Here is a 24574-nt window from a genome sequence, read left to right as displayed (position 1 = left end):
TCAAAAAGCTCTTAAATCCTCTGTACTTCGCAGAATTGTGGTGATATCTGTCCTTGTTAAGAGCGGCCGTGGTGCAGTTCTGAGTTCAGAGGCTAAGTTAAAAACAACAAAATTTTATCACCTTAACCTCTGAGCTGTTTTCTTAACTTTAACAGCAAGGAAATGTTATGACAATTAATAATCAAAATCAACCAAAAGATAATCATAATATTACTAAAACAAATTGGAATCTTCAATTATCTCCCATATCTGTCACATTAATACCATATCAGCAAGAAGAGAATGTCATTAATTCGACGATCACAAATTATACTGATATAATTAAATATAAATTAGAATTACAAGAAGCAAATAATAAATTGAAAGAATCTGAGTTATTTAAAAGAGATGTAGTTCAAAATATGGTACATGGATTAAAGATTCCATGTAATGGAATTTTTTCATTAGTAACAGCTCTTTATGAAATAGAAGATAATCCTGAGAAAAAGGATTATCTAGCTAGTGTAGTAAATTGTGCTGAAGAATTACTGGATTATTATAACAACATAATTAGTTATCTACAGAATAATTCTGGACTACCTCCTATAGTTTTAAATAAGTTTGATCCAAAACAGTTGGTAAACAAGATTATTGATAAAGCGATGCCAATAGCTCAACGTAAGGGATTAAATTTATCTTGTAATTTTCAGTATGATTTAACAAATGCTATAATTAGTGATACTTATCGAATAGGAGTAATATTAGAGCAGTTAATAGATAACGCTATTAACTTTACTAAAGAAGGTAAAGTTGTGGTAACAGTGAACATGTTTGCTATTAGTCCTGCATTATTAGAATCAGAACAACAAAATAGAGAAATGGTATTCCAATTTATGGTACATGATAGTGGTGTTGGTTTATCTAAAGAAATCAGGCAACATCTTCATGAAAAGATTGATAAATTTGATATTGCTATGCAATATCATGGACTTGGATCAGGATTAAGTTTTGTAAAACGTCTAATTGGTGAGCTAAATGGAGAGATTGAAGTAACAAGTGAACAAGGTAAAAGTACTACTATCGTCTGTAATATACCAATTAAGTTACCTCTTCTTGATGATCTGATTTATGATAAATAATGTTGATACTTATAAGGTTTTGATGATAATACACACACAAATTATCTCTAAAAGTAAAGTTTTGAAAGTACTCTATTAATTAACAAGTATGATTTTCTTGATTATTGCTATGATTCTTACTACACTTAAATAATATTAGGGATAGATAGATGGCAAAAAATCAAGAAAATCATCAAAAAACTATAGCTCCTATTGTAGGAAAGTTAAACTTACTTAAAGGTATAGATATTGAGCTAGACAAAGTAAAAATTACAGATCTATCAAATTGCCGATATAGTAAAAGGCTATTAACTAAAATCATACTTATTAATAAGATTTCTGAGCACAAAGTTGATCTTAATAAAATTAAAAAAGCAATTTATTTTGCTAAAAAATATCATGGCGGACAAAAACGAGAAACAGGAGAGTTGTATTATTCACATCCTTTAGAAGTAGCATATATGGTTTCTGATTATTTATTTAGAACAGATATCATAGTAACCAGCATATTGCACGATTGTATTGAAGATACATTACTTACTAAAGAAATGATTATACAAGAATTTGGCCATAAGATTGCTAATCAAGTTGAAGATTTAACACGAGTTAAAAATGCTAAAAAAATTAGTGCAGCAGAAATAGTTAAAATATTATATCAGCAAAAGAAAAAAGAGTTGCTATTAATTAAATTATGTGACCGATTACATAATATACAAACAGTAGGAGCTAAATCTCCTGAAAAAGGGTGGAAAACGATTTTAGAAACTTTACAGTTCTTCTTCACTATTGCTACTTACCTAAAAATGCCAAAAGTTGCAAGACAATTACACACACATTGTTTTAATATAACTACAAATTACAAAAAATCAAATTTATATAATAACACAGTACCATTTTCTTCTCTTACTGATTATTTTAATAGATTATTATAATGAGTATACCTCTAATAAATGAATAGTTGTCATTGAAGTAAGAAAGTATTATAAAATCAGGATGAGTTATAGGAAATTAATATCAGTAGAAAGAGAAGAATTAAAGCTGTGTCATAGAGGTGAGAGGGATAAGAGAATTTATGATCGAATCAAAGCCGTTCTCATGTATGATGATGGTTATAGTATTGCTGAGATAGCAAAAGTTTTATTACTGAGCAATGAAGGGATAAGAAAACATTTAATAGACTATCATAATGATAAGAAGCTTAAGCCCGAAAATGGGGGTAGTGATATTAAACCTTACTAGAGGATAGGAAGAAGAATTAATAAACCACCTAGAAATGAATAATTATGTTTATGCTAGAGATATAGGTTTATATATAGAAAGGGAATATGGAGTAATTTATACATTAGCTGGGGTAATCAATCTTTTACATAGACTGGGTTTTAGTTATAAAAAACCTAAGTTACTTTCTGGGAAAATAGATTTAGCTAAACAAGAGGAATTTAAGCTACAATATAGTTTGTTAAGAAATAATTTAGCTAGGGACAAGTCTATTTACTTTATGGATAGTGTTCATCCTCAATATCAATCTAGAGCAAGATTTGGTTGGATTAGGAAGAATGTAGCTAAGACTTTACCAAGTTTTAATGGTTGGAAACGTAAGCATATTATAGGTGCGATTGATCTAAAGAGTCTAAATTTAGTAACAACTGATAATCCTAAAGTTAATAGTGATTATATCATTGAATTTTTAAAGAAATTAGATAGTAGATGTAGCATAATATTTTAACTCTAAAGTTAGATATTTTTAATAATTGCACTTTATCTATCAACTCTTAAATATGTGCTCCTGCGTGCGTAAGGTGAGTAAAAATCTAAACTCACGCTATGTTTTAGAACAAGTGGCTTTAAGTAACAGGATATTTTAAAGATGCTGCATTATTAAAATCTGCCTTATAAAGAATATAAAATACATAAATTTTAAGTAAAATTGGATAATAATGAATCAAATAATGTCTAATCCTAGTAGTTCTACTAACAATAATAGCCAAATATTACAAAAATGGCTTTTATATACATTTAATATTATCAATGTATATGTTGAGGTAGTAAAAGAAAAAGGTTCTTTTCATATTTCAAATATACACTATAAGAGAATAGGTACAGGAAATGATGGGAATCATATTATTCCTATTACCTTTTTTCTATCACTTATTAAACATTTTTTCATTGTTGGAAGCAAAACTTATGATTGCTTTTCAAAAGCACAATGTTTATTAGAGTTTTTTCATAAAATCCCAAATTCTAAAGAGGAATATGAGGTTATAAAAGATGAACTTCAGAACAGAATAGATGAAAATGACAGTGTATGCTGTCAACAGAAAGTCCAAGTATTTTTTAGTAGTATTTTTATACCATATTTATTATATGTCTGGGATACAAGAGTGAGTGCTAAACACTTTGATAGTAAATATGAAGTATCTCAGGAAGCAACTTTAGTAAGAAGTCTTAATGAAAAAGTAAATAATTTAGTATATTCCTTAGATAGTATCAATTTGGAAGAGCAACTATATAACATACGTAATAGCTTATTTAAAGTACTCGACATACCTATTTTTATACAACAAAATACTAAGATAAGCAATATCAAGGATGAAAATGTAATAAACCAATATCTGAAAGAAATACTATTATTTCTTGTACATAATGTCAAAAAAAATCTAAATTCTTCAGCAGGAGATGAATTCAATTCATACATAAAATATTTACAAAATAAAAAACTTGAAATTAAAATAAATGCACGAAAAGTACAAAGCTTACTTAACAGTTTATCTGCACAGAAACAGCACATGGATGATAAATATTACGAAATAATAAATAATTTACAAGCGTTAGGTATCAAGAATACAAAAACATTGAATATAAATAGATTTTATAAAAATAATGAGGAATCACTTAAGTACTTAGTACAAGATTATTTCAATCTAATCTTATATGATGCACGTAAGCATTTATCTTTGCTCTTGTTAACTATACAACAACAAACATATGACAAAAATACTATGGATTATTTTTGTACATCAAAACACAAAAATTTTTTAACAATATTTCTCAATAAAAAAGATTTTGCTACTGAGTTTATTCAGTATATTAATAAAGATTATAAAAAAAACCATGGTAAATTTTTAATATATAATAAAAATGCAATTATAAGTATGTTGGATAATGATAATTCGGAATTCAGTTTTCAATTCTCGAATGATGAATCCTTATTAGCTCAACATGAAAATCCAATACATATTTATCAACTTATTGATAAATATTTCTATACTAATAGTGTTAATATTACTACAGAACAGAGAATAAAATTTATAGAGTACATTCTAGAACTAGATGTAGAAAGCAATAGTGTTGTTATTGCGAAATTAGAAGATGCTAAAATTGGTAATATATCTGTAATTCAGTGGTACATTAACACTTGTTTTAATAATCCTACCCTTCCTGAATTCCTCAAAGAAGTAAAAAATATTTTAACCAAATGTAATGAAAGGACATTAAAAAAGATAAATATCAATGAACAAGCACCGTACAAATGGTATTTTAATAATCAACAAGATCAAGAAAATAGAATTGAAGTAACGAATAGTTTATTGCGACATAGCGATAGCTATGTTATAGAATTTTGTCAATATATTTTGACGCTTGATATACCAATTATTAAAGCAAAAGGAGGAAAACTACGTGGTATTGATCCATTTTTTACGTGGTATATCAAGTCAATAAGTGAGCACGTTGCTGATAATACACCCACAGATTTGATAGCGGCAATTAACAACATTTTAATTAAGTGTAATCAAGATATTATTAGAGATTTACTCGACATCAAGATTGATGGTTAAGAATTTTTAGAATGGTATATTAACAATAGAAATATAAATAATAATACTAAATTAGAAGCATTAAAGAGCATTATAGGAAAATGTAATGACACTTTAATAATACAGCTAATTGAGTATATTATTTTTTTCCCTCAAGATGACTATACTTGTTTTAGTACAGAACTAGCAAACATTCAGGTACATAATCAGCAAGCAATTAAGTGGTATTTAGGTAATCATAACGTAACTCATAATGACAAAGTTATAGCAATAAATTCTATTATTCCTGTATTAAATGATAATGATATCTTGACCATTATAAAAGATATTCTAACTGCAGATGATACAGTGAAAAAAGAATTAATAAATATCCAGGTTCATGATCAGCAAGCAATTAAGTGGTACTTAGGTACTCACAGTGTAACTCATAATGACAAAGTTACAGCAATAAAAACTATTATCCCTATATTTGAGGATGATAATATCTTAACAATTATAAAATATATTCTAACTGCAGATAGTACAGACCTGAAAAAAGAATTAATACACATTCAGGTACATAATCAGTCGGCAATACAATGGTACTTAGGTACTCACAACAGTGTAACTCATAATGACAAAGTTACAGCAATAAAAACTATTATCCCTATATTTGAGGATGATAATATCTTAACAATTATAAAATATATTCTAACTGCAGATGATACAGTGAAAAAAGAATTAATACACATTCAGGTACATAATCAGTCGGCAATACAATGGTACTTAGGTACTCACAGTGTAACTCATAATGACAAAGTTACAGCAATAAAAACTATTATCCCTGTATTAAATGATAATGATATCTTGACCATTATAAAAGATATTCTAACTGCAGATAGTACAGACCTGAAAAAAGAATTAATACACATTCAGGTACATAATCAGTCGGCAATACAATGGTACTTAGGTACTCACAACAGTGTAACTCATAATGACAAAGTTACAGCAATAAAAACTATTATCTCTGTATTAAATGATAATGATATCTTAACAATTATAAACGATATTCTAGATGTAGATAATTTAAATCTTATTGATGCTTTAGGAAGAGAAGTCACAATTCATAATCAACTAGCAATTAACTGGTACTTAAGTAGTGTCAATCATAGTGAGATGATACAGCATATAGAAAAAATCATATCTGTGTACAATCAAACTAGTGATACTACTCTTTACGAGGTTATTGATTATATTATAACTAACTGTAATCAATTATTGCTTAAAGAATTAGATACTAAAACTACTATTAGTGGATTATCAATATTGCATTGGTATATACAACATATGATAGACCTTACATATAATGATATTATTGATATAAATGATATAGCACGATCACTATATAGTATACTTATGGAGTGCAGCAGAAATACAATACAGGCAATAGAACAATTACATATGGATGATAAATTAATATTTCATTGGTATATGCAACATATAGAAAATCATGGAATAAATCTTAACAATTATGAAAATAATGTAGTAGAGGAATTAATAGATAATGACATTGAAATATCACTAACCCAAATACTTATGAAATGTAGTACAGATACAATACAGTCGATAGAACAACTACGTATGAATGATAATAACATATTCTTTTGGTATGTTAATTATTGTGTAAATTTTAAATGTGATATAATACAATCACTACACCAAATACTTATAAAGTGCAGCACAAATACAGTTCAATTGATAGAAACAGCACATGTAAATAATACACCAGTATTTTTATACTATGTAAAATATATTAGAAAATATGGGGTTAATGACAGTACTAATGATTATGTTGAAGATGATCTTGCTCAATCACTAAATTATATAAATAATAAATGTAGTCAAAATATGGTTCAGCAGATAAGCATGTTACATATGAATAGAGAGCCGATATTTCAGTGGTATAATAATTATGAGCATAATGATATTAGATACAATGGTTTTTACGAGATGGATGGCTTGGATCAAAAATCAATTCACTATAATCTGCAAAATATAAATGGTGCTAAAAGAATACTAAATCAAAGTAAAGTAATAGTTGAATATGTACATGAGTATAATAAATATTTAAGCATTTTAGGTATACAAGATTATAAGAACAATAACCATGCTGTTGTCTTCTTTAAATATGGCGATAGTCTATCAATTATTGATCCTCTTGATTATATATCAAGCTGTAGCAATAGTTTTATAAAACTAAAAAATCAGTTTTTAAGTTTAGGAATTAAAACTATGAATATTATATATTCTGGATTACAACAACCTGATTCTGGGATATGTGCTGATATATCACTAATCTTGATTAAAAATTTTGCCAATAAATTACAAGATGTGCAATCAGCTGATGATGTAATTAAAATTATCACAACTGTAAGAACAGAAATGTATGGTAGAACATCAGAAAAAAATCAAGAAACAATAATAATAAAATCCTTTGATGCTGTTATATCTAAAGTAATAGATGGTTTAACAAGACTCAATAATTATGATGTTGGTATACAAGATAAACAACAACAAAATAACTGTTCTATTAATAATGAATTTGTTTTTACGGTTCAACAAGATAACTTTTTTATAAAACCAACAGAGTTAACAGGAGATATTGTCGAGTAGAAATCATAGCTCTTACCACTTCCTAATTAGTGAAGTTTCATTGCTATGATAGCCCTCACAGAACCCTACAGGTGGTTTTCCCACATAAGGCTCTTCAATATAGCTATTCTGCTTTACAACAATAGTTTTACTATATAGAGAATACATTATTTTAGGCATTGGTAGTGGATTCCACTGTAAATAGTTTCGTAACCATATATAGCTTACTTTCCTACTACCTCTACGGTTTATCCACTTATGTACTATCTGCACAGTTCTATGATAGAATTTAGAGATAGATTGATAATTACCGCTAATTCCAAAATAATTATAATGTCCTGTTAATTTTGATTTCAGTATTGGCCACCAGTCTTTTAAAACTGCTTGAGATCTTATTGCTTTTAACCATTCTTGCGTTTCTTTTAGTTTTCTTGCAAAGCTACTCTTTATAGTCTTATGACCCATTATAAAGTATCCTTGCCTACTTTTCCCGCAATAATGGGTAAAACCCAGAAAGTTAAATGTCTCTAATTTCTCTTTATTTTTACTGGCGAGTTGCCAAGGACGTCTACCAAACTTAACAATCCTTGTTTTCTCTTCTGATATAGCTAATCCAAAACTTTTTAATCTATCATGTAGTAGGCTTAAAAATTCTTCCGCATCCTTCTGACTTTCGCAACACACCACAAAATCATCACAATATCTGATTAGTTCAACATAGCCTTTAGCTTTTGGTTTAACAACTTTCCCAAACCATAAATCTAAAACATAATGTAAATAGATATTTGCAAGAATTGGGCTTGCCACTGAGCCTTGCGATGTACCTTGATCGCTGGTACTAACAACACCATCCTTGATTACTCCTGCTTTTAAAAGCCTTCTTATTAGCCATATAAAATTCTTGTCTAATATTCTCTCTTCTAAACACCTTTGCAACCAGTAATGATTTATGTTATCGTAAAATTTTCTAATATCAACTTCTACAACATAGTTAATTGGCTTTTTCATTACTACTGTATCTAACGCTTTTATTGCTGCATGACAGCTTAAGTTAGGCCTGAATCCATAAGAGCACTCTAGAAAATCTTGTTCATATATTGCTTCTAATAACTTCTTAACTACTAGCTGCACTAATTTATCTTCAACTGTCGGAATGCCAAGCCCTCGCTTTTCTTTACTATTAGCTTTAGGTATTTCTACCCGTCGTACAGCATTGGCTCTATAGCTTTTATCCTTCAGTCTATGTAGCAGATTGTCTATATTCTCTTCAAGATTCTTGCCATATTCTTCAACTGTTACTTCATCTATGCCACAAGCTCTATTTTTCTTTAGCTCCTTGTAACATTCAATAAGATTTTCCTTATTTACATGATGCACTAATGCCGTAAATTTTAGTCTCTTATCTTCCTTAGCTTTCGCAGATATAAGTTTAAGTTTACTTTCCATTCTACTCTCTAACCTCCGTGTATTAGTGAATTAAGCGTACTTAAACTAACGCTATATTGCTGACCACTTCCCCATGTACATGGCTTTCCCATGCTCAAAGTACTATTAGTCAGTCCGACTTCCATTGTATCTTCCTTTAATCCTTGCTCTTGACAACTTGTTTCAAAGTACTCACTTACGTAAGAATACAATGGATCTCCTAGATTTAGATAAATTCCATCTTGTATCGTGTCGTGGCCTGAGACTCCGGTAGAGCAATAGTTGCTTGCCTTATCGCAACTACACATTCTGCTTTCCATGTGATACAACATGTCAACCTCTACAATATTGTACATTTCGGAGCTTATATCCTTCACTTGCGTTACAACCCAATACATCCCGCCTCTCAGCTTCACATAATTCGTTACCTCCTTACATGTGAGATTTGGTTCTACGCTGCTGGCTAAACTTTACGTAGATTGGATTCTCACCAACTGTAATTTATCCACTTCGCCTAGCGCCCGTATCATATACTACTTAAAAAAGTGCCAAGAATAGAGCTATTGCTTATGTTCTCTAAATAATGAGACAACTCTGTAATGAGGTTTTTAGATAATGGTAAAATAGAGATTGATAACAATGTTGCTGAACGAGCATAGTGGTAGGTATGAAAAACTGGCTTTTTTGTTGGATCATATGCTGGTGGAGAAATCACAGCTGTTATATATATAATCATATAATCAAAAGATATAGGATTAGTTGGAAAATTTAGGTAAAAAGTATTGAAAATAATTAATAAGCATTAATGAAAAAGATAGAAGGTTATCAAACAAATTTTGAGATATGTATTTATGCTAAGAAGTTATTAGATAAAGTAATATATTTAAATAGTGTAGTAAAAGTACCACCAGTGGGTGTATTGGAGGTAAAGAAAGCTATATACTATGCTAAGAAATATCATGGTAGTCAGATGCGTCAATCAGGAGAACCATTTTATTCACATCCGATAGAAGTAGCATATATGATATCAGATTACTTATTTAGAACAGATATACTAGTAACTAGTATATTGCATGATACTATAGAGGATAGTGTGCCATAGAGAAACAAGAGAATAACAACTACTTGTTCATAAGCTTTATAGAAGATGAAGGAAGGTCCTTCGGAGTCGGTTTACAGGAGCGGGCTTCAAACCACCCAGTGCAGCTATCATAAAGAGTGATAGTTGTGAGCGACTGAGGAAAAATCGAGATAAACTCGGCAGGTATGGATCAGAAAGACGAATAAACCTGAACTACTGTTGACGCGTCGTAAGAGTAGAAGTTTGACATCAAAACTAGAAGCGTGTCCTCCTTCTAGGATAAATTTGCAAGAAACCTGATTTACTGTGCAGGTGGTGTTCGGCGTAGAGGTAGCGTGATTCTGATCTTGGCTTTTATAAGGAACTATGGGAACTAGTCATCTTGATGTTAAGGGAGAAATATAAAAGGTGGATATCGTGAATATGAGAGTACCGATGCAAGAAACTAGGGCGGAGCAATTCGTAGTAGCGGAGAAGCTTCTGTAATGGAGGTGGAGCGAAGGGATTGCGTTAGGTAGTTATATTTAAAAAGCAACTTGCAAAAGGAGGATATTTTGAGTACAACAAAACCATTTACTATTCCAAAAGAACTAGTAATGAAAGCGTTTAAACTAGTCAAAGCAAATGATGGAGTTGCTGGGGTAGATCAACAATCCATAGAAAGCTTTGAAGAAGACTTAAAGGAAAATCTTTATAAATTATGGAATAGATTATCATCGGGCAGTTACTTTCCACCACCAGTCAAAGTGGTAGCCATACCGAAGAAAGCTGGTGGTGAAAGAATACTAGGGATACCAACAGTATCAGATAGGATAGCTCAGATGGTAGTAAAGTTAGTTTTTGAACCTTTAGTAGAACCATATTTTTATCCAGACTCTTATGGCTACCATACGCATCAAGTTAAGGGATATATCTCATATTCAAGCATTTTAAGTGTAAAATCATTATGTTTTGTTTTACCCTAAATAAGGCATTTATATTTAAATATGTCTTCATAGGTACATATGATGCCTATCATCAAACTATTCATAAACTACTGTAATAAAGGCAGTTTACACCTTAACTTGATGCGTATGCTTATGGCTACAGACCTGAGAAATCAGCTTTGGAAGCAATAGGGGTTACTCGAAACATAAGTGGAACAAAATGCAAAAGCAGAGTAAATAGCTTGAGTATGAGGGTCTGCCTTAGGAAAAAATAATTCATTCAATAAAACTGTCATATGAACATATAGCATCAGATCAAAATATTCTAAAAATGTTCCAATTGATAATAATCCTACAGCTTTTTTTTGTTCTGTTGTTAATGAAGTAAATGTTCCTTCATTATGTTTAATATATTCTATCATTACTTGACTGTTTTAAATACCATATAATGGTATCAGATGATATACAATTTATCTACTCCTTAATTTAAATATTAAAAATTTTATATATGATATTAATATTAAATTATCTTAATTCGTGATTATCAAAAATATTTTTGCCGATTTTAGTCCAGTGATCTTGGATATTAGGATTTTGTATTAATTTTTCTTTTAAAGAAACAAAAGCTCCTAGTAAACTGTTAGTGGGTAAATCATCAAGTTTAGCTTTAACAACTAAGCCACCGATTTCAATTAAACGACGGGTACGAGCTTTTCTCCTAACAAACTAGATCTCAAGAATGCTCTATTTTAATCACACTAAACCCTAGTTTTGCTGCCTGTTTCTGAAAGTTTTTTACTATTGTTTCTTGATATTGTTTTTCATAATTTTCAATTCCCTTTTCTATATAGTCTTGACCATATCTTAGTAAGCGATAAAATATACATGCCAGCTTCCTTGCTGTAGCAGTAATAGCTTTTTGTACACCAGCTCTACTTTTGATCCTTCTGTAAAATCCTGCTAATGCTGATTTTCCTTTACCTAGGTTAAAAGCAGCCATTCTAAAAGCCATACTTGCTTTATTTTCTACCTTCTTTGTTCTAGTATAAAACACTTTACCACCAGTAATTTTGTTAGTAGGACTTAAACCAAGCCAAGATGTAAAATGTTTCTCTGTAACCCATTTGTCCATATCTAATCCCACTTCAGATACTATTGTTTGTACACTTAATTCACTTAATCCTGGAATCGTAGTAAAATCTACTCCTGTTGCATTATATAGTGATTGTTGTAAATTAAACTTTGGAGCATTTTTACTTCTGTATTGTTTTGTACTATTTATTAACTCACCATCACCACGTTTCTCAAACTCTTTGTAATATGCTTCTATTTCTTTGTCACACTCATTGATTTGTTTTAGGTAAAACTCATAAATATCTAATTCTTGCTTTAATACTATAAGATGCTCTTTACGATAATCTCCCTCTAGTGCTTTAATTATAGTTTCTTCATCATTCTTTATACGATGATCTCTAAACGCTGCTAATTTATTTGTATCTCTTTCACCAGCAATAATTGCTTTTATTATACTTATCCCAGTAACGCCCGTTATATCACTAATCACATGATGTAACTGAATATTCATTTCATTAAGGGCTTTCTGCATACGGTTGATATGGGTTACAGCACTTTTTGTTAATCTGTCCCTTTGCCTTGTAAAAGTTCTGAGTACACATATTTGATCTTTTGGGCGGAATGATCCATTTAATAATCCATAGCTATGTAGTTGTTGTAACCATTGGCAATCTTTAATATCTGTCTTACGACCAGGTACATTTTTTACATGTCTGGCATTAACTAATATTACTTCAAAACCACTACTCTCTAAAATCTGAAATATAGGTATCCAATACACTCCTGTTGACTCCAGAGCTATAGTCTTAACACCACATTTTTTTAACCAATTTGCCATTTCTTTTAAATCACTTGTAAAAGCTGCAAACTTGCGAACATTCTTATCATCTCTGTCAGCTGGTACACATACGTAATGTTCTCTAGAACCAATATCTATACACGCTGCATCGGGATTAATTACAGCTAGTTTTTGTTTATTATTTTTACTATTTGGCATACAACCTCCTACGTTCACAATCAGACCGAGCTAATTTAAAGTTGGAGTGGTGTTAAAAATTAATCTCCTAAACGAGGTCTCTTATATATTAATAAAACATACAATACCATCAATGATATTACCAACAACTCCAAAATCATGCTTTCTTACGGACTGCTTAAACCGTACCATTAAAAGCCACCGATTATAGCTCTTTAACTAACTCGGCTAACTTAAACTTTAACACAAAATACCTATAATATCCTTATAGTTGATAACTTACCTCTAATAGTTTGTCTATATTATTACATAATGCTTAGCATTTTGTTCTCTGCTTGTTTGTAAAAACAGGGAGAGACGCAATATATAAACCTAAAGGTTTATTTTTGTTTGCTGGTTCATATGTTTGAGATTCAGTGGATGATTTTAAGATTGCATGGTAATGTCAATGATGGATTGAACATTGTTAGAATTAACAAACCATGGCAATACAGTTTGCAAGAATAGAAATAGTTGGCAGAAGTGAAGGTAAAAATGCTTGTCTGAAAGCTGCTTATAATGCAAGGCTGATTATTAAAGATGAGAGAACTAACATTACTTATAATTTTAGCAAAAAAGGCGATAATGTTTACCATGCAGTATTATTACCTAGCCACGTAGATCAGAAATTCAAAAATCCAAGTATCTTGATGAATGAAGTGGAAAGGAGTGAGAAAAGAAAAAATAGTCAATTATTAAAAGATGTAGTTATAGCTCTACCTGATGATAAGGAATTAGATTTAGATGATAGAATAACTATTACCCATAAAATAATCGAAGAGATGGGATGGGTAAGAAATGGACTTGGAGTTCAGGTTGATATTCATCAGCCACATGATGGAGAGAAGAATTGGCATGCCCATCTGCTTGTTACCACCAGAAGATTCACAGAAGACGGTAAAGCTTTAGGAGCTAAGGCAGTAGATTTAAATCCTAAATTTGCCAAAGTTAAGGGCAAAGCATTCATTATCCCCGAAGATAAAATTATTCATGAAAAAGCTAAAGAAGTAATCAATCAATATTTTGCTAAGTTAGGTTTAGAAATCAGAGTAGACCCGATAAGTTTTATGCCACAGCAGCATGTTGGTCCTACTAGAATGAGAAGTATTATCAATGAAATATCTGAGCAAAATAACATATGCAGGCTTGCCCATCTTGAAATTATCAAAGGAGCGGATGGAGTGCTTGATCGCATGATTCGTCATCAAGCTATTTTTACTAAATTGGATATAGAAAAAGCAGTAAAAGAGATTAAAGAAGAAGCAGAAAAGCAAAAACTAATAAGGGAAATATTAAATTCAGATAGGCTGGTAAAACTATATAATGAAGATGGCACTGATACTAAATACTATACTACTCAAGAGATAAGGGATGAAGAATTAAGGATACTAAGAATAGCAGATAAGATCAATAGTCAGATTCATTTTAATAACGTTATTAAGCTTAAAAGTGCTATCGACAACCTAGCTAGTGTTAATGAAGCACAAAGAGCAAGCCTGCATCATATATTAATTAATAGTCAAGGTATTAGAATCCTTCAAGGTAGAGCTGGCAGCGGTAAGTCACAAGTACTTGCGAAAGCTTATAAAATTGCCACCAATCATGGGCAAAATATTATAGGACTCGCTCCTACTCATAAAGCAGCATCAGAACTTAAAAGTAAAGGCTACCAGAAGTGTCATACAGTAAAAGGATTTTTATTTAAATTGTATAATGGTAAAGCTAATCTACCAAGAAATACTACGCTAGTAGTAGATGAAGCAGGAATGGTAGGTAATAGTGATTATTTAGAATTACTAAAAGTAGCAAGGAGTAACAATTGTAATCTAATACTGGCTGGAGATGAGAGACAACTAACTTCCGTTGAGCGAGGAGGAATGTTTACAGTATTGGCTAGTAAATTTGGCTCATATGAATTAAGTAACATTAGAAGACAAAGCAAGGCATGGGCAAGAGAAATGGCTTCATGCTTTGCAAAATCAGATATTGCCGGTGGTTTGCGTTTACTTGCACAGCATAAATGTTTAAAGATTGATCATACGCTAGAAGAATCAATGGCAAGATTAATTAACGATTGGAGTAACAGCAAATTTGCTCTAAATGAGCGTTTAATAATTACCATGCGTAATGCTGAAGTAGATAGTATTAATCAAGGGATCAGGGAGTTACTAAAAGCTAAAGGCTTGCTTACTGGTCAAGAATATAGATGCTATATACCAGCTCAGCAGTATGAAGATTATATGGCAGGAGATCGTATTTTGTTTAAAACAACTATTAAAGATTTACAAATAGAAAATGGGGAATTTGCAACGATAACTTCAGTAAGCAACGATAAGTTTGTTACTAAAACAGATAGCGGGAAAGAAATAGAATTTAATCCTCAAGATGTAAGCTTTAAACATGGCTATGCTTCTACAGTGTATAAAGCACAAGGAGCCTCAATTAAAGATGTCTATGTATTACATAATCTAGCAGGAAATAGCAGAAATTCTTATGTAGCCATGACTAGACATATAGAAGAGGTAAAACTCTATTATAATAGGGAGGCTACCAGGAATATGGCCAGTTTAATATCGCAACTTAGTAAAATAGATAATAGGCTATCTAGCATTAATTTTAAAACTTTAGAAGAATTAGTAGCGATTCAAGATCAAAAAAATAAGAGTCCTAATATTATAGATAAAGTAGGTAATTGGTTTAAAGGGGTAGTAGAAGATATTAAGGATAGATTACACAGTAATGATAACTATTACCACTTAAGAGTGAGATCAAGATCATCTGCTAAAGTAGCAGAAATCCTAAGAAGCACTAGCACAAATTTTGCCACAAGCCATAAAGCCCAAGAAGAGCAAAAAAGCTCTTCTTATAACCTTACGAATTGTAATAAACAAGATACAACAATCAGTGTTAAGTTACAAGAGGATATTATGGCAAAGAATAAAATAGATTATAATTCTATTAATAAACAAAAAGCAGTAGAATTAAAGCAACTATTATCATTTAAAGCGGAAGAAATAGGTAGAAATTTGCTAGGCAGTCCAAACAAGCATTTATCAAATAGTCAAGTGTTACGCTGGGAGAAAGATGGCAAAATAGTGATGAGGATAGGTGGCAGTAAAGCTGGCAGATGGTATGATTTTAGTAAAGGAGAGGGAGGAGATTTATTTACCTTAGTACAAAGAGAAAAAAATTGTGATTTTGTAGAAGCTAAGAAATATTTACAAGATATGGTTGGTGTGTCAAACAATAGCAAGTTATTAGAAGATAAGATAAAAGAGCAATTTGACCAAAAAGTTAAGAATCAAGATCAACAAGCGAAATATGCTGAAATATCTAAGATAAAGAGAGCTGAAGAATTATATGAAAAATCAGATTCTATAATCTATATGACGCCAAATAATATAGCAAAAAAATATTTATTAGAACATCGTGGAATTAAAAAAATATTAACAGGATATCAACTAAATAATGATCTTAGAACCAATATGATGTGGGACAGTAATAGCAAACAATATTATCCTGCATTAATTGCTTTTGCTAGAAATAAAGATGGTAATATTACCGGTGGACAATCAATTTATTTAAACAAAGACACAAATAATAAAGCTGATATTGAGGTTAATAAACGTTCATTTGGTAGAATCAGAGGTTCTTTTGTTGAGATTAATAAAAATAACGAACAGCAGAACGTACAAAGCAGGAATGTACAAAGCAGTACAGATGGCAATAATTCAGTTAGTAATATAACGATTATAGCAGAAGGGGTAGAAACGGCTTTAAGCATTGCAGAAGCTGGTATTAAAGGCAAAATTCTTTGTAGTTTAGGTGTAAGTAACATTAGGAACTATGAGCCTATCAAAGGTGAGAGAATAATAATTGCTGCTGATAATGATGGTCAAGAAGCAGTATCGGTTCACACTGTAATGAAAGCTCAGGAAGAATTAATTAGCAAAGGAGCTGTAGTATCAATAATACGACCACCAGAAAAAGGCGATTTTAACGATATGTTAAAATCCCAAGGAGCAGAATCTATAAACAAGCTTATAGAGCCTGAAATAGCAAAATTAACAGTAGCTAGTAAAATAACTAAACAGTCATCCTTAAAAGCAAGTGATGATAGCAAATCACAATTTCAGTATATAGAATTACTATTGTCAAAAATGGTAAATAACGATAATAACGAACTAAATAATTTGCAACAACAGCAAATAAAAGCTTTAGCACAGTTTGGCACAGCAGAAAATATCGATACTGCTTTACAAATCTACAGAGAAAAAGGTATAGATTCTTGTACTGCTTATAGTAACAAGATTTGCATAGCAGCAATAGAGCAGAAGATACAGAAAGATTTACAAATTATGCAGAATAAATTTGATCCTAATTATAATCTTGGTGATAAAAAATTTTGTGATATAGTAGTACATGATTTTCAAGGCAAAAGCCATCTCGTCCCTGAAGATTACTTAAATGCCATAGGAAGAGATAAACAAATAATGCAATATATAAGTCCAAGCTCAGAAATAGCTAAAGAAATAAGAAGTGCGGTAAAGCAAGTATCTGAGATCAAGCTAAATCAAGGAATAAGAGTTTAGAGTGTAGTGTAATAATATTTTATCAAGTTAAAAAATATAAATATATGAGTGAACAAGGAAACCTGCTGGGTGATCCAGATCAGGATAAGAAGAAAGCTAAGCATGATAAGATATTTCGTAAGGCACTGGAGAATCCTCTAGTTGCTAATGAGTTCTTTAATGCACATTTGCCCCCAAATATTAAAAGTTTAATAGATTTTCCTAGTTTAGCAATGGAAAATACCACTTTTGTAGAAAGCTCTTTAAAAGATTCTATCTCTGATGTTTTATTCTCATGCAAATTTGATAAACAAGATGGATATTTATTTTTGCTTGTCGAACATCAATCAAAAGCAGATCATTTTATGGCTTTTAGGCTATTTAAATATATGATTAATATTTGTGAGCGATATTTAATACAAAATCCTAAATCTAAAACTTTACCGTTGGTATACCCGATGATATTCTACAATAGTCAGGAGAAATACAATGTTGCAAGGAATTTGTGGGATTTATTTGCCAATAACAAATTAGCAAGAGAATTATGGATTAATGATTACCAATTAGTGAATGTCCATGAAATACCAGATGAAGAGTTTAAACAAAGGATATGGTCAGGGATATTAGAATTTTTTCTCAAGCATATACATGAGAGAGAGTTGTTAAAAAGATGGCAAGAAATATCAGATATATTACCGGAATTAACCAAAATAACGATAGGCTATGATTATCTAGAAATGATACTATATTATACTTTGACAAAGATAGAGCAAGCTGATAAAATAAAGCTAGAGAATTTATTATCAACAAAGTTGAATACGGAAATAGGAACAAGGCTTATAAGAAGTTTAGCAGAGCATTGGCAACAAGAAGGAAAAGAGTTAGGTATTCTTGAAGGCTTACAAGTTGGTGAAACTAAAGGTATCCAAATTGGAAAAGCTGAAGGAAAAGCTGAGGAAGGAGTTGAAATAGCAAAAAAACTATTATCCCAAGGTTGTAATATTGCTTTAATTTCTAGTGTAACCGGTCTTGATGAAGCTTTTATTAGTTCTTTAGAGTAAACATATTTCTTGTAAAATTTACTCTGCTGTTTGAAAAATCATTTATAAAAATTCTGAAATAACAAAAAAGTTTTTTATACACAGCTTACCTCTAAAACTCGTAATACTAAATTAGCGATTTAAAGGGGCATTATAATAGAATATTTCTTTATAAGGTTCCCCCCCCTCCATCAAACAATTGAAATCTTTTAAAAATACCATTAAAATGGTTTTATATTTTTAGATTTAAATCAAGTTTGTAAATTCATTTTAAGTTTAGTAATAGGGAAATTACCCGCAAGTTTTACATAACAGGTAAGATCTTCTAGATTCATAATTTCAGAAGGCATTACTAATAATTTTCTTTTCTCTAAGCTGTGCATATTTACTCCATCACGCATGGAGTTAGCACCATAAGAGAGATTCTCTTGAGTTTCAATAATTTCTTGCTCACCAAGCATTAAAGCTGATTTATGTGCTGTTTGTTGATCACTTACTCGAAAAATAAACTTGCTGCCAAATAGATCAAGCATTGAAGCTGCTCCTGCATGACCATATATTTCCTCTAATTGATGAATATTTTGCATACCTGCAACAACGCAGCCACCATATTTCCTACTCTCAGCTAAAGCTATAGGGAGTGAAGATATCTTGTGTAAAGCTGGCAGCTCATCAATTACAAACCACATATTACTATGAGTATTATTGATATTTCTATTCATTAATGCTTTTATCGCTATGCTAATCCATGCAGCAATAAGTGGTCGAAGCATTACTCTTTGATTAGGAGTACTAGTTATAAATAACCAACCTTTGTCCGCAGTAAACCACTTTCTAATACTAAAACTACCATCAGGCTTTAAATGTTGCAGAGCTTCAATATTTTTACTAACAGTTGCTTGAATACCTGAAGATGTCTCAGGGGCACTACTGCTAATTATACCGGCTACTGCACTATTTTTAAAGACCCTAACAAATTCCTTATTATTTGCATAAAGAATAGTATTTATTAGCTTTTTGATGTCTTTACTATCCTGATATAATCTTAATCCTTCAGCCAGTACCAACTCAGCACTTTTAGCAAAAAAATCATCTAATTTTGGATTATAATTACTAAAGTTACTTGCCATATCATTATAATCCCAAATTTCATGACAATCATTCCATGGTAACCATGCTGAACTATTCTCTTGTAAGGGATTAAGTATCTTATCACATTTGGAATCAAAAAATCGATCAGTAAAGCTACCTGTTAAATCAACAATAATTGCTCTACCTCGCTCTTTTCTAATCTGAGGTAATAGCTCATTTAACATATTAGTTTTACCGCTACCTGTAGTACCGGTAATAAGAATATGTCTCCTTTCACTATTTTTAACTAATGGTAATCCAGAAAAGCAAATATTAGCAGCTTGCTTGTTTTTATAAAGCATTTTTGCTAAAATACCTGCTTTGACAAAATCTGCTCCTCTGATCTTATCTTGAATAACAGCTTTTTTACCTCGATACATAAAAAAGATTATAGCAGTAAATATTCCAACAGTAAAAGTAATGATACCTTCTTGCCAAGCTGAATGCAATAAAAATTGCCCAAATTGATTGATATTATGCGAATGTGGTGTAATATGCCAGAATTTATGCACAAATTCTTCAGCATTACGGTAAACCCAAGCTTTTTGTTCTAAATAATAGAATTTAATGCCTATTTGGCTTATAGGGTAAAAATGCTCTCCTATGGCAAGTTTTAATTGTACGTATCTCTCTATAATAAAATAATATAAGCTTACTAAGGATAATTTCTGATATATACGCCACATTAACCAAACTACAGTAAATACTAACCCAATAGTTAAAGCATTGATACTTCCTTGACTAAACATTCGTAGCTGATGAGCAAAAATTTGTGAACCACGAGTAAAATTATTTTGATTTTGTGGTTGCATAGAATTATAAATTATCTTGCATTATCTTTAATTTTTCTTCAAACTCATTAGCCATAAGATCATTACCTAATTTCCTTAGACCTTTAATTGCTCTTTCATATTCCTCTATAAGATTAGACCTATATTTAAGAGCCAAGTTAAAGTTCTTTGTAGCTTCTTTGTGTTTACCTAAATTAACTAAAACAATACCTTTTTCAAAATAACTTTCAGAATAATCATCTTGATGCTTAATAGCTAAATCATAGCTCTTAATTGCATCTTTATATTTTCCTAATTTTCTTAAAGATGTACCTTTGTTACAATATACCGCTGCATAATTTGGTTTGTGATTAATGGCTAAATCATAATTTTTAATTGCCTCTTGGTGCTTACCTAATATACTCAATGTATAGCCTTTCAAATTGTATGTTGCTTCATCATCAAGCTTATATTTGATAGCCAAGTCAAAATTTTTAATTGCTTCCTCATATTTCCCTAAATGCATTAAAGATGTTGCTTTATTATAATAGGCGTATGCATAATCAGGTTTATATTGAATTGCTAAGTTACAATTTTCAATTGCTTCTTGATATTGACCTAAGTTTATTAAAGCAATTCCTTTATTATAATAAGCTTCCGGGTATTTTATGTCATATTTAAGTGCAAGATTATACTGTTCTATTGCTTCTGGATATTTTCTTAAGTCATTTAATACACTACCTTTATTATTATATGCTGATGCAAAATTTGGTTTATATTTTATAGCTATGTTATAAAATACAATCGCTTCTTGGTATTTACCTAATTTTTTATATGATACTCCTTTATTATTATATGCTTCCGCAAAATCATACTCATATTTAATAGCTAAATCATAATTTTTAATTGCTTCCTCATATTTTCCTAAATTAGCTAAAACCATTCCTTTATAGTTATAAGCATCGGCATAATTAGGTTTATATTCAATTGCGAGGTTTAAATTTTTTATTGCTTCCTCATACTTACCTAATTTATATAATGACTTACCAATATTAAAATATTCTTCAATTAAAATATTTGGATCTTGAATCTTGTTTTGTAGATCTATTGGTTGTGGTTTGTCATTAACAATACTAGTGGTATTTTCTGCAAAAGCACTGCTAAAAAATATTAATGGTAAGATGAATATGAATGCTAATTTTTTGATATTTTTCATAAACTTATCCTTAATTATTTTCATTTTTATAGCCTGGTAGTTTAGTGTTTCTTTTCTTTATCGCCTTGCTACTTATTTCAAGATTATCTGCTATTTGCTGGCCAGTTCTGACAATCGTTGATTCAGGAGTTTTATTAAATTCATCTTCAATTTGTTCCCTCTTATCTTTTACTTTAGCAGATAACTGCTCAAGAATCTTTACTTTTTCTACTTCATTATTATCTACATTATTAATTAGCATTTGTTCTACATTTTTATCATAAATATCATTTCTTCTGTCATCAATACTACTAATAGCCGCTTGATCATTTAATCGTTGTTTATTTTCATCAAAACTTGATCGCAAGCTTTCTTTAGATGGAATATGAGAGCTACTTGTAGAACTTAAATTTTGCGGTATAGTATTATTAATTTTAGCTATATCTAACGCTATTTGTTCAGCATCTTTTTGGTGAGTACTTGCCCACATAGCAGCTTGCTCTTTACTACTTACTCCAGGAATATTTTTGGCAATTATGCTATTTAATACCGGTTCATTTAAATTACAATCAATAGCAGCAGAGTTTTGAGACACGTAATTCATATTATAGCTTAATTGCTCGATATTTTGTTTAGTTCTGGCTATTTCTTGCCCTACAGATTGTTGCTCAGAAAAATTACTATTTAGATTATTACTAAATGACTGCAGATCACTATTTGTGTGACCTAATCTACCCTCTTTAGTGGCACTTTTAATCTTAGATAATGCTTCATTATATGATTGTTGTTGGTTGACTGATTTTCCTTGTTCTTTTCCTTGGACATGATCTGATGTAACTCTTGATATTGCAGTACCAACCATAGTATTTAACCCTATACTTCCCTCAGCACTAGTACCAGTTCCTTTTCTATTACTGCTACCAGTATGATCAGTAGCAGCGATGCTATCTGAATTCATCTGCTGCAAGGCTAGATACTGGCTATCAGTAATACCTATAGATTTTGCTTCTTCATAGCTTAATCTTTTTCCTATTTCAGTTGCTATAGAATTTCCTGTAGTAGTTAAATCACTATATCTATCATTTAATGAGTCAAGATAACTTTGTGAGCTCATAAACTGAGATTGATAACTATCCTGTAATAATTTAGAAGAGCGGTAGTTGTTAACAAGTGAGTCTACTGCTTGAGTCAGCACTTGTCTACCACTAGCAGTACTGGTGACTCTCATTCCCCCATCATCAATAATTCCTCCTGCCATTTGAAGTAGTGGGGAAAGATTTTGTTGAGCAACAGTTCGATTGCCGATACTATAATTATCCATAGCAAGGTTATTATCAGCAATATTAGCACCAATATTACTTGCAACCGGTACTGGAGAAAATTGATTAGCCAAAGTGGTAGTTGCATGAGCACAAGCCTTTAATACTGCCCATGATAACATTGGAACTGAAGCTGCTAACATCTGAAATGTTGCAAACTCATGCAACAGAATTTCTGAAAAACTCCCCTGCGATAAGATATTTAAACCAGTAAGGTGACTCACGCCTTTACTAGCTAAGCTAATCATCCCTAAACAATGAATCACCGTAAAAAATACCGACCAGCTAGTTACCCAGATAATTAATGTGATCCAGGTCTTAAAGATAGTATAACCGCCTGGCAGCATCGACATTGGAAATACTACGAAGATGAGACAAATTACTAAGGCAAAAAATACTGATTGTAAGATAGGCATTATATTTGCTGCCATCTCTCCTGCAACCAGATAAGAAAATGATTGTTGAAATAATCCGCGGGTAGCATTCATACTAACTAACTGAGGATATATTCTAGATAGCAAAAATTTTTCTCTTAAATCATCATAAGCTTCACGATTAGCATTAAGTAACATTGCTTGCCTCATCCACTGGTGAATATCTGTTTGCTCTTTTTTAAGATATTTTAGAGTATCAGAGGTCATAGTTTTTAATCTGCTAGATAATATCTCTTGCCTATCAGACTGAATCCCTATGATATTTGCAAATTTAGTTAATAACCCATCATTTAATTCTTTATTAATAGCTGCCTTAATTAAAGGAGTTACTTGCTTGCAAGTTTTAAAAGAAATAGCAGAATTACTTGGGTCTTTATAATAAATACCAAAATTATTCGGCATATTTTGTTCGATAAAAGCAATTATATCACTGGCTCTTTGTGCTTCGGCTTTTTTACCTAAAATATTACCGATTATATAAGGTTTCATAAAGCATTGTCTTAAGAATTCTTTTGCGTTGGTTAAAGTTACTGGATCTTCTATTTGAATATCTTTGATTTTACCGACAGCTTTTGCCCCAAACATAATCCCATTCTTCCTGCTTGATAACCCTTCATCAGGTGGTAGTAAATGTTTTTCTAGCATTTCTGATAAGGAATAACTTATTTTTGATGATATAGAGGCAAATAAAGCAATTCCTATTGGAATATTATCAATTTTAACAGGAGCCTGCATTGATATTTCATCCTTAAGCCATACATTTGCTTTTGGAGCAAATAAAAAGATAAAAATAAATAAGGATGGAAAAAACCACTCCATGGCAAAAATACCAATATTACCTCTAAAAATAGCACGAGTTGCTGCCCAAATTCCACCGATTGTCAAAGCAAATTTACCTACCGGTGTAAAATACTCACTATTTGAGGCAAAGACTCTTCCTATACCATTAAAAATTTGCCATAATATATCTCCTCCACCAAATGTATGTATTACGTAATCTGCCATATTCTTTTTAATTTTTATCTGCTTTGCTTATTTTTGTACTGCTTA

The 24574-nt window shown here is 30.9% G+C and carries 15 protein-coding genes and 3 pseudogenes; 11 read left to right on the top strand and 7 right to left on the bottom strand.

All coding sequences use genetic code 11. The annotated features are described in order from the left end of the window. Window positions 1–167 precede the first annotated feature (167 nt). The 6 genes from AAGD49_RS02345 to AAGD49_RS02320 all read left to right on the top strand — a co-directional run bounded on the left by AAGD49_RS02345 (window position 168) and on the right by AAGD49_RS02320 (window position 7564). Window positions 168–1118 carry a HAMP domain-containing sensor histidine kinase gene (locus AAGD49_RS02345; RefSeq protein ID WP_341788969.1) on the top strand — a complete coding sequence of 317 codons (951 nt, stop codon included), beginning with the start codon at window positions 168–170 and terminating at the stop codon, window positions 1116–1118. Between the two features lie 149 nt (window positions 1119–1267). Then, window positions 1268–2029 carry an HD domain-containing protein gene (locus AAGD49_RS02340; protein WP_341788968.1) on the top strand — a complete coding sequence of 254 codons (762 nt, stop codon included), beginning with the start codon at window positions 1268–1270 and terminating at the stop codon, window positions 2027–2029. Between the two features lie 61 nt (window positions 2030–2090). Further along, a complete protein-coding gene (locus AAGD49_RS02335) occupies window positions 2091–2336 on the top strand; it encodes a helix-turn-helix domain-containing protein (protein WP_341788967.1) in 246 nt (81 codons plus the stop codon). A gap of 34 nt (window positions 2337–2370) precedes the next feature. Beyond that, window positions 2371–2823, top strand: coding sequence for a winged helix-turn-helix domain-containing protein (locus AAGD49_RS02330; RefSeq protein WP_341788966.1), 453 nt, complete (start codon window positions 2371–2373; stop codon window positions 2821–2823). 211 nt (window positions 2824–3034) lie between these two features. After that, on the top strand, window positions 3035–4933 hold the full coding sequence (locus AAGD49_RS02325; protein ID WP_341788965.1) for a hypothetical protein: 1899 nt from the start codon (window positions 3035–3037) through the stop codon (window positions 4931–4933). A 288-nt stretch (window positions 4934–5221) separates the two neighbouring features. Continuing rightward, window positions 5222–7564 carry a hypothetical protein gene (locus tag AAGD49_RS02320; RefSeq protein ID WP_341788964.1) on the top strand — a complete coding sequence of 781 codons (2343 nt, stop codon included), beginning with the start codon at window positions 5222–5224 and terminating at the stop codon, window positions 7562–7564. A 12-nt stretch (window positions 7565–7576) separates the two neighbouring features. On the opposite strand, the gene ltrA is transcribed toward AAGD49_RS02320, so the two are convergent. Next, window positions 7577–8989: a group II intron reverse transcriptase/maturase gene (gene ltrA / locus AAGD49_RS02315; protein ID WP_341788963.1), complete on the bottom strand. Its 1413-nt coding sequence runs from the start codon at window positions 8987–8989 to the stop codon at window positions 7577–7579. Window positions 8990–9567: 578 nt separating this feature from the next. Between ltrA and AAGD49_RS07560 the strand changes: the two genes are divergently transcribed. The 3 genes and pseudogenes from AAGD49_RS07560 to AAGD49_RS02305 all read left to right on the top strand — a co-directional run bounded on the left by AAGD49_RS07560 (window position 9568) and on the right by AAGD49_RS02305 (window position 11014). Continuing rightward, window positions 9568–9627 carry a hypothetical protein gene (locus AAGD49_RS07560; protein ID WP_134820363.1) on the top strand — a complete coding sequence of 20 codons (60 nt, stop codon included), beginning with the start codon at window positions 9568–9570 and terminating at the stop codon, window positions 9625–9627. Window positions 9628–9773: 146 nt separating this feature from the next. Continuing rightward, window positions 9774–10061, top strand: a pseudogene (locus tag AAGD49_RS02310) (bifunctional (p)ppGpp synthetase/guanosine-3',5'-bis(diphosphate) 3'-pyrophosphohydrolase); the annotation flags it as partial. A 542-nt stretch (window positions 10062–10603) separates the two neighbouring features. Beyond that, complete coding sequence (locus AAGD49_RS02305; RefSeq protein WP_341788962.1) at window positions 10604–11014, top strand: hypothetical protein; 411 nt, start codon at window positions 10604–10606, stop codon at window positions 11012–11014. Window positions 11015–11178: 164 nt separating this feature from the next. Here the strand turns inward: AAGD49_RS02305 and AAGD49_RS02300 are convergent. The 3 genes and pseudogenes from AAGD49_RS02300 to AAGD49_RS02290 form a co-directional block, all read right to left on the bottom strand. Next, a pseudogene (locus AAGD49_RS02300) lies at window positions 11179–11397 on the bottom strand (MFS transporter); the annotation flags it as partial. Window positions 11398–11500: 103 nt separating this feature from the next. After that, window positions 11501–11692, bottom strand: a pseudogene (locus tag AAGD49_RS02295) (conjugal transfer protein TraD); the annotation flags it as partial. Window positions 11693–11708: 16 nt separating this feature from the next. Continuing rightward, complete coding sequence (locus tag AAGD49_RS02290) at window positions 11709–13046, bottom strand: IS110 family transposase (RefSeq protein ID WP_341788961.1); 1338 nt, start codon at window positions 13044–13046, stop codon at window positions 11709–11711. A gap of 461 nt (window positions 13047–13507) precedes the next feature. Between AAGD49_RS02290 and AAGD49_RS02285 the strand changes: the two genes are divergently transcribed. After that, complete coding sequence (locus tag AAGD49_RS02285) at window positions 13508–17656, top strand: AAA family ATPase (protein ID WP_341788960.1); 4149 nt, start codon at window positions 13508–13510, stop codon at window positions 17654–17656. A gap of 44 nt (window positions 17657–17700) precedes the next feature. After that, a complete protein-coding gene (locus AAGD49_RS02280) occupies window positions 17701–18696 on the top strand; it encodes an Rpn family recombination-promoting nuclease/putative transposase (RefSeq protein WP_341788959.1) in 996 nt (331 codons plus the stop codon). 230 nt (window positions 18697–18926) lie between these two features. On the opposite strand, the gene AAGD49_RS02275 is transcribed toward AAGD49_RS02280, so the two are convergent. Genes AAGD49_RS02275 through AAGD49_RS02265 form a run of 3 tightly spaced genes read right to left on the bottom strand, consistent with a single transcriptional unit; the run spans window position 18927 to window position 24529 of the window. Beyond that, window positions 18927–20618, bottom strand: coding sequence for a type IV secretion system DNA-binding domain-containing protein (locus tag AAGD49_RS02275; protein WP_341788958.1), 1692 nt, complete (start codon window positions 20616–20618; stop codon window positions 18927–18929). A gap of 4 nt (window positions 20619–20622) precedes the next feature. Next, window positions 20623–21792, bottom strand: coding sequence for a tetratricopeptide repeat protein (locus tag AAGD49_RS02270; protein ID WP_341788957.1), 1170 nt, complete (start codon window positions 21790–21792; stop codon window positions 20623–20625). A 10-nt stretch (window positions 21793–21802) separates the two neighbouring features. Continuing rightward, window positions 21803–24529 carry a conjugal transfer protein TraG N-terminal domain-containing protein gene (locus AAGD49_RS02265; protein WP_341788956.1) on the bottom strand — a complete coding sequence of 909 codons (2727 nt, stop codon included), beginning with the start codon at window positions 24527–24529 and terminating at the stop codon, window positions 21803–21805. Between the last annotated feature and the right edge of the window lie 45 nt (window positions 24530–24574).

Source organism: Rickettsia endosymbiont of Lasioglossum villosulum (genome assembly GCF_964026455.1).
GTDB lineage: Bacteria > Pseudomonadota > Alphaproteobacteria > Rickettsiales > Rickettsiaceae > Rickettsia.
This window is presented reverse-complemented; position numbering and strand designations above follow the sequence as displayed.

What these genes read in the sequence shown, in the direction of transcription:
- AAGD49_RS02345 (WP_341788969.1), top strand. Translation starts at nt 168, where the DNA reads ATGACAATTAATAATCAAAATCAACCAAAAGATAATCATAATATTACT.
- AAGD49_RS02340 (WP_341788968.1), top strand. Translation starts at nt 1,268, where the DNA reads ATGGCAAAAAATCAAGAAAATCATCAAAAAACTATAGCTCCTATTGTA.
- AAGD49_RS02335 (WP_341788967.1), top strand. Translation starts at nt 2,091, where the DNA reads ATGAGTTATAGGAAATTAATATCAGTAGAAAGAGAAGAATTAAAGCTG.
- AAGD49_RS02330 (WP_341788966.1), top strand. Translation starts at nt 2,371, where the DNA reads ATGAATAATTATGTTTATGCTAGAGATATAGGTTTATATATAGAAAGG.
- AAGD49_RS02325 (WP_341788965.1), top strand. Translation starts at nt 3,035, where the DNA reads ATGAATCAAATAATGTCTAATCCTAGTAGTTCTACTAACAATAATAGC.
- ltrA (WP_341788963.1), bottom strand. Translation starts at nt 8,989, where the DNA reads ATGGAAAGTAAACTTAAACTTATATCTGCGAAAGCTAAGGAAGATAAG.
- AAGD49_RS02290 (WP_341788961.1), bottom strand. Translation starts at nt 13,046, where the DNA reads ATGCCAAATAGTAAAAATAATAAACAAAAACTAGCTGTAATTAATCCC.
- AAGD49_RS02285 (WP_341788960.1), top strand. Translation starts at nt 13,508, where the DNA reads ATGGCAATACAGTTTGCAAGAATAGAAATAGTTGGCAGAAGTGAAGGT.
- AAGD49_RS02280 (WP_341788959.1), top strand. Translation starts at nt 17,701, where the DNA reads ATGAGTGAACAAGGAAACCTGCTGGGTGATCCAGATCAGGATAAGAAG.
- AAGD49_RS02275 (WP_341788958.1), bottom strand. Translation starts at nt 20,618, where the DNA reads ATGCAACCACAAAATCAAAATAATTTTACTCGTGGTTCACAAATTTTT.
- AAGD49_RS02270 (WP_341788957.1), bottom strand. Translation starts at nt 21,792, where the DNA reads ATGAAAAATATCAAAAAATTAGCATTCATATTCATCTTACCATTAATA.
- AAGD49_RS02265 (WP_341788956.1), bottom strand. Translation starts at nt 24,529, where the DNA reads ATGGCAGATTACGTAATACATACATTTGGTGGAGGAGATATATTATGG.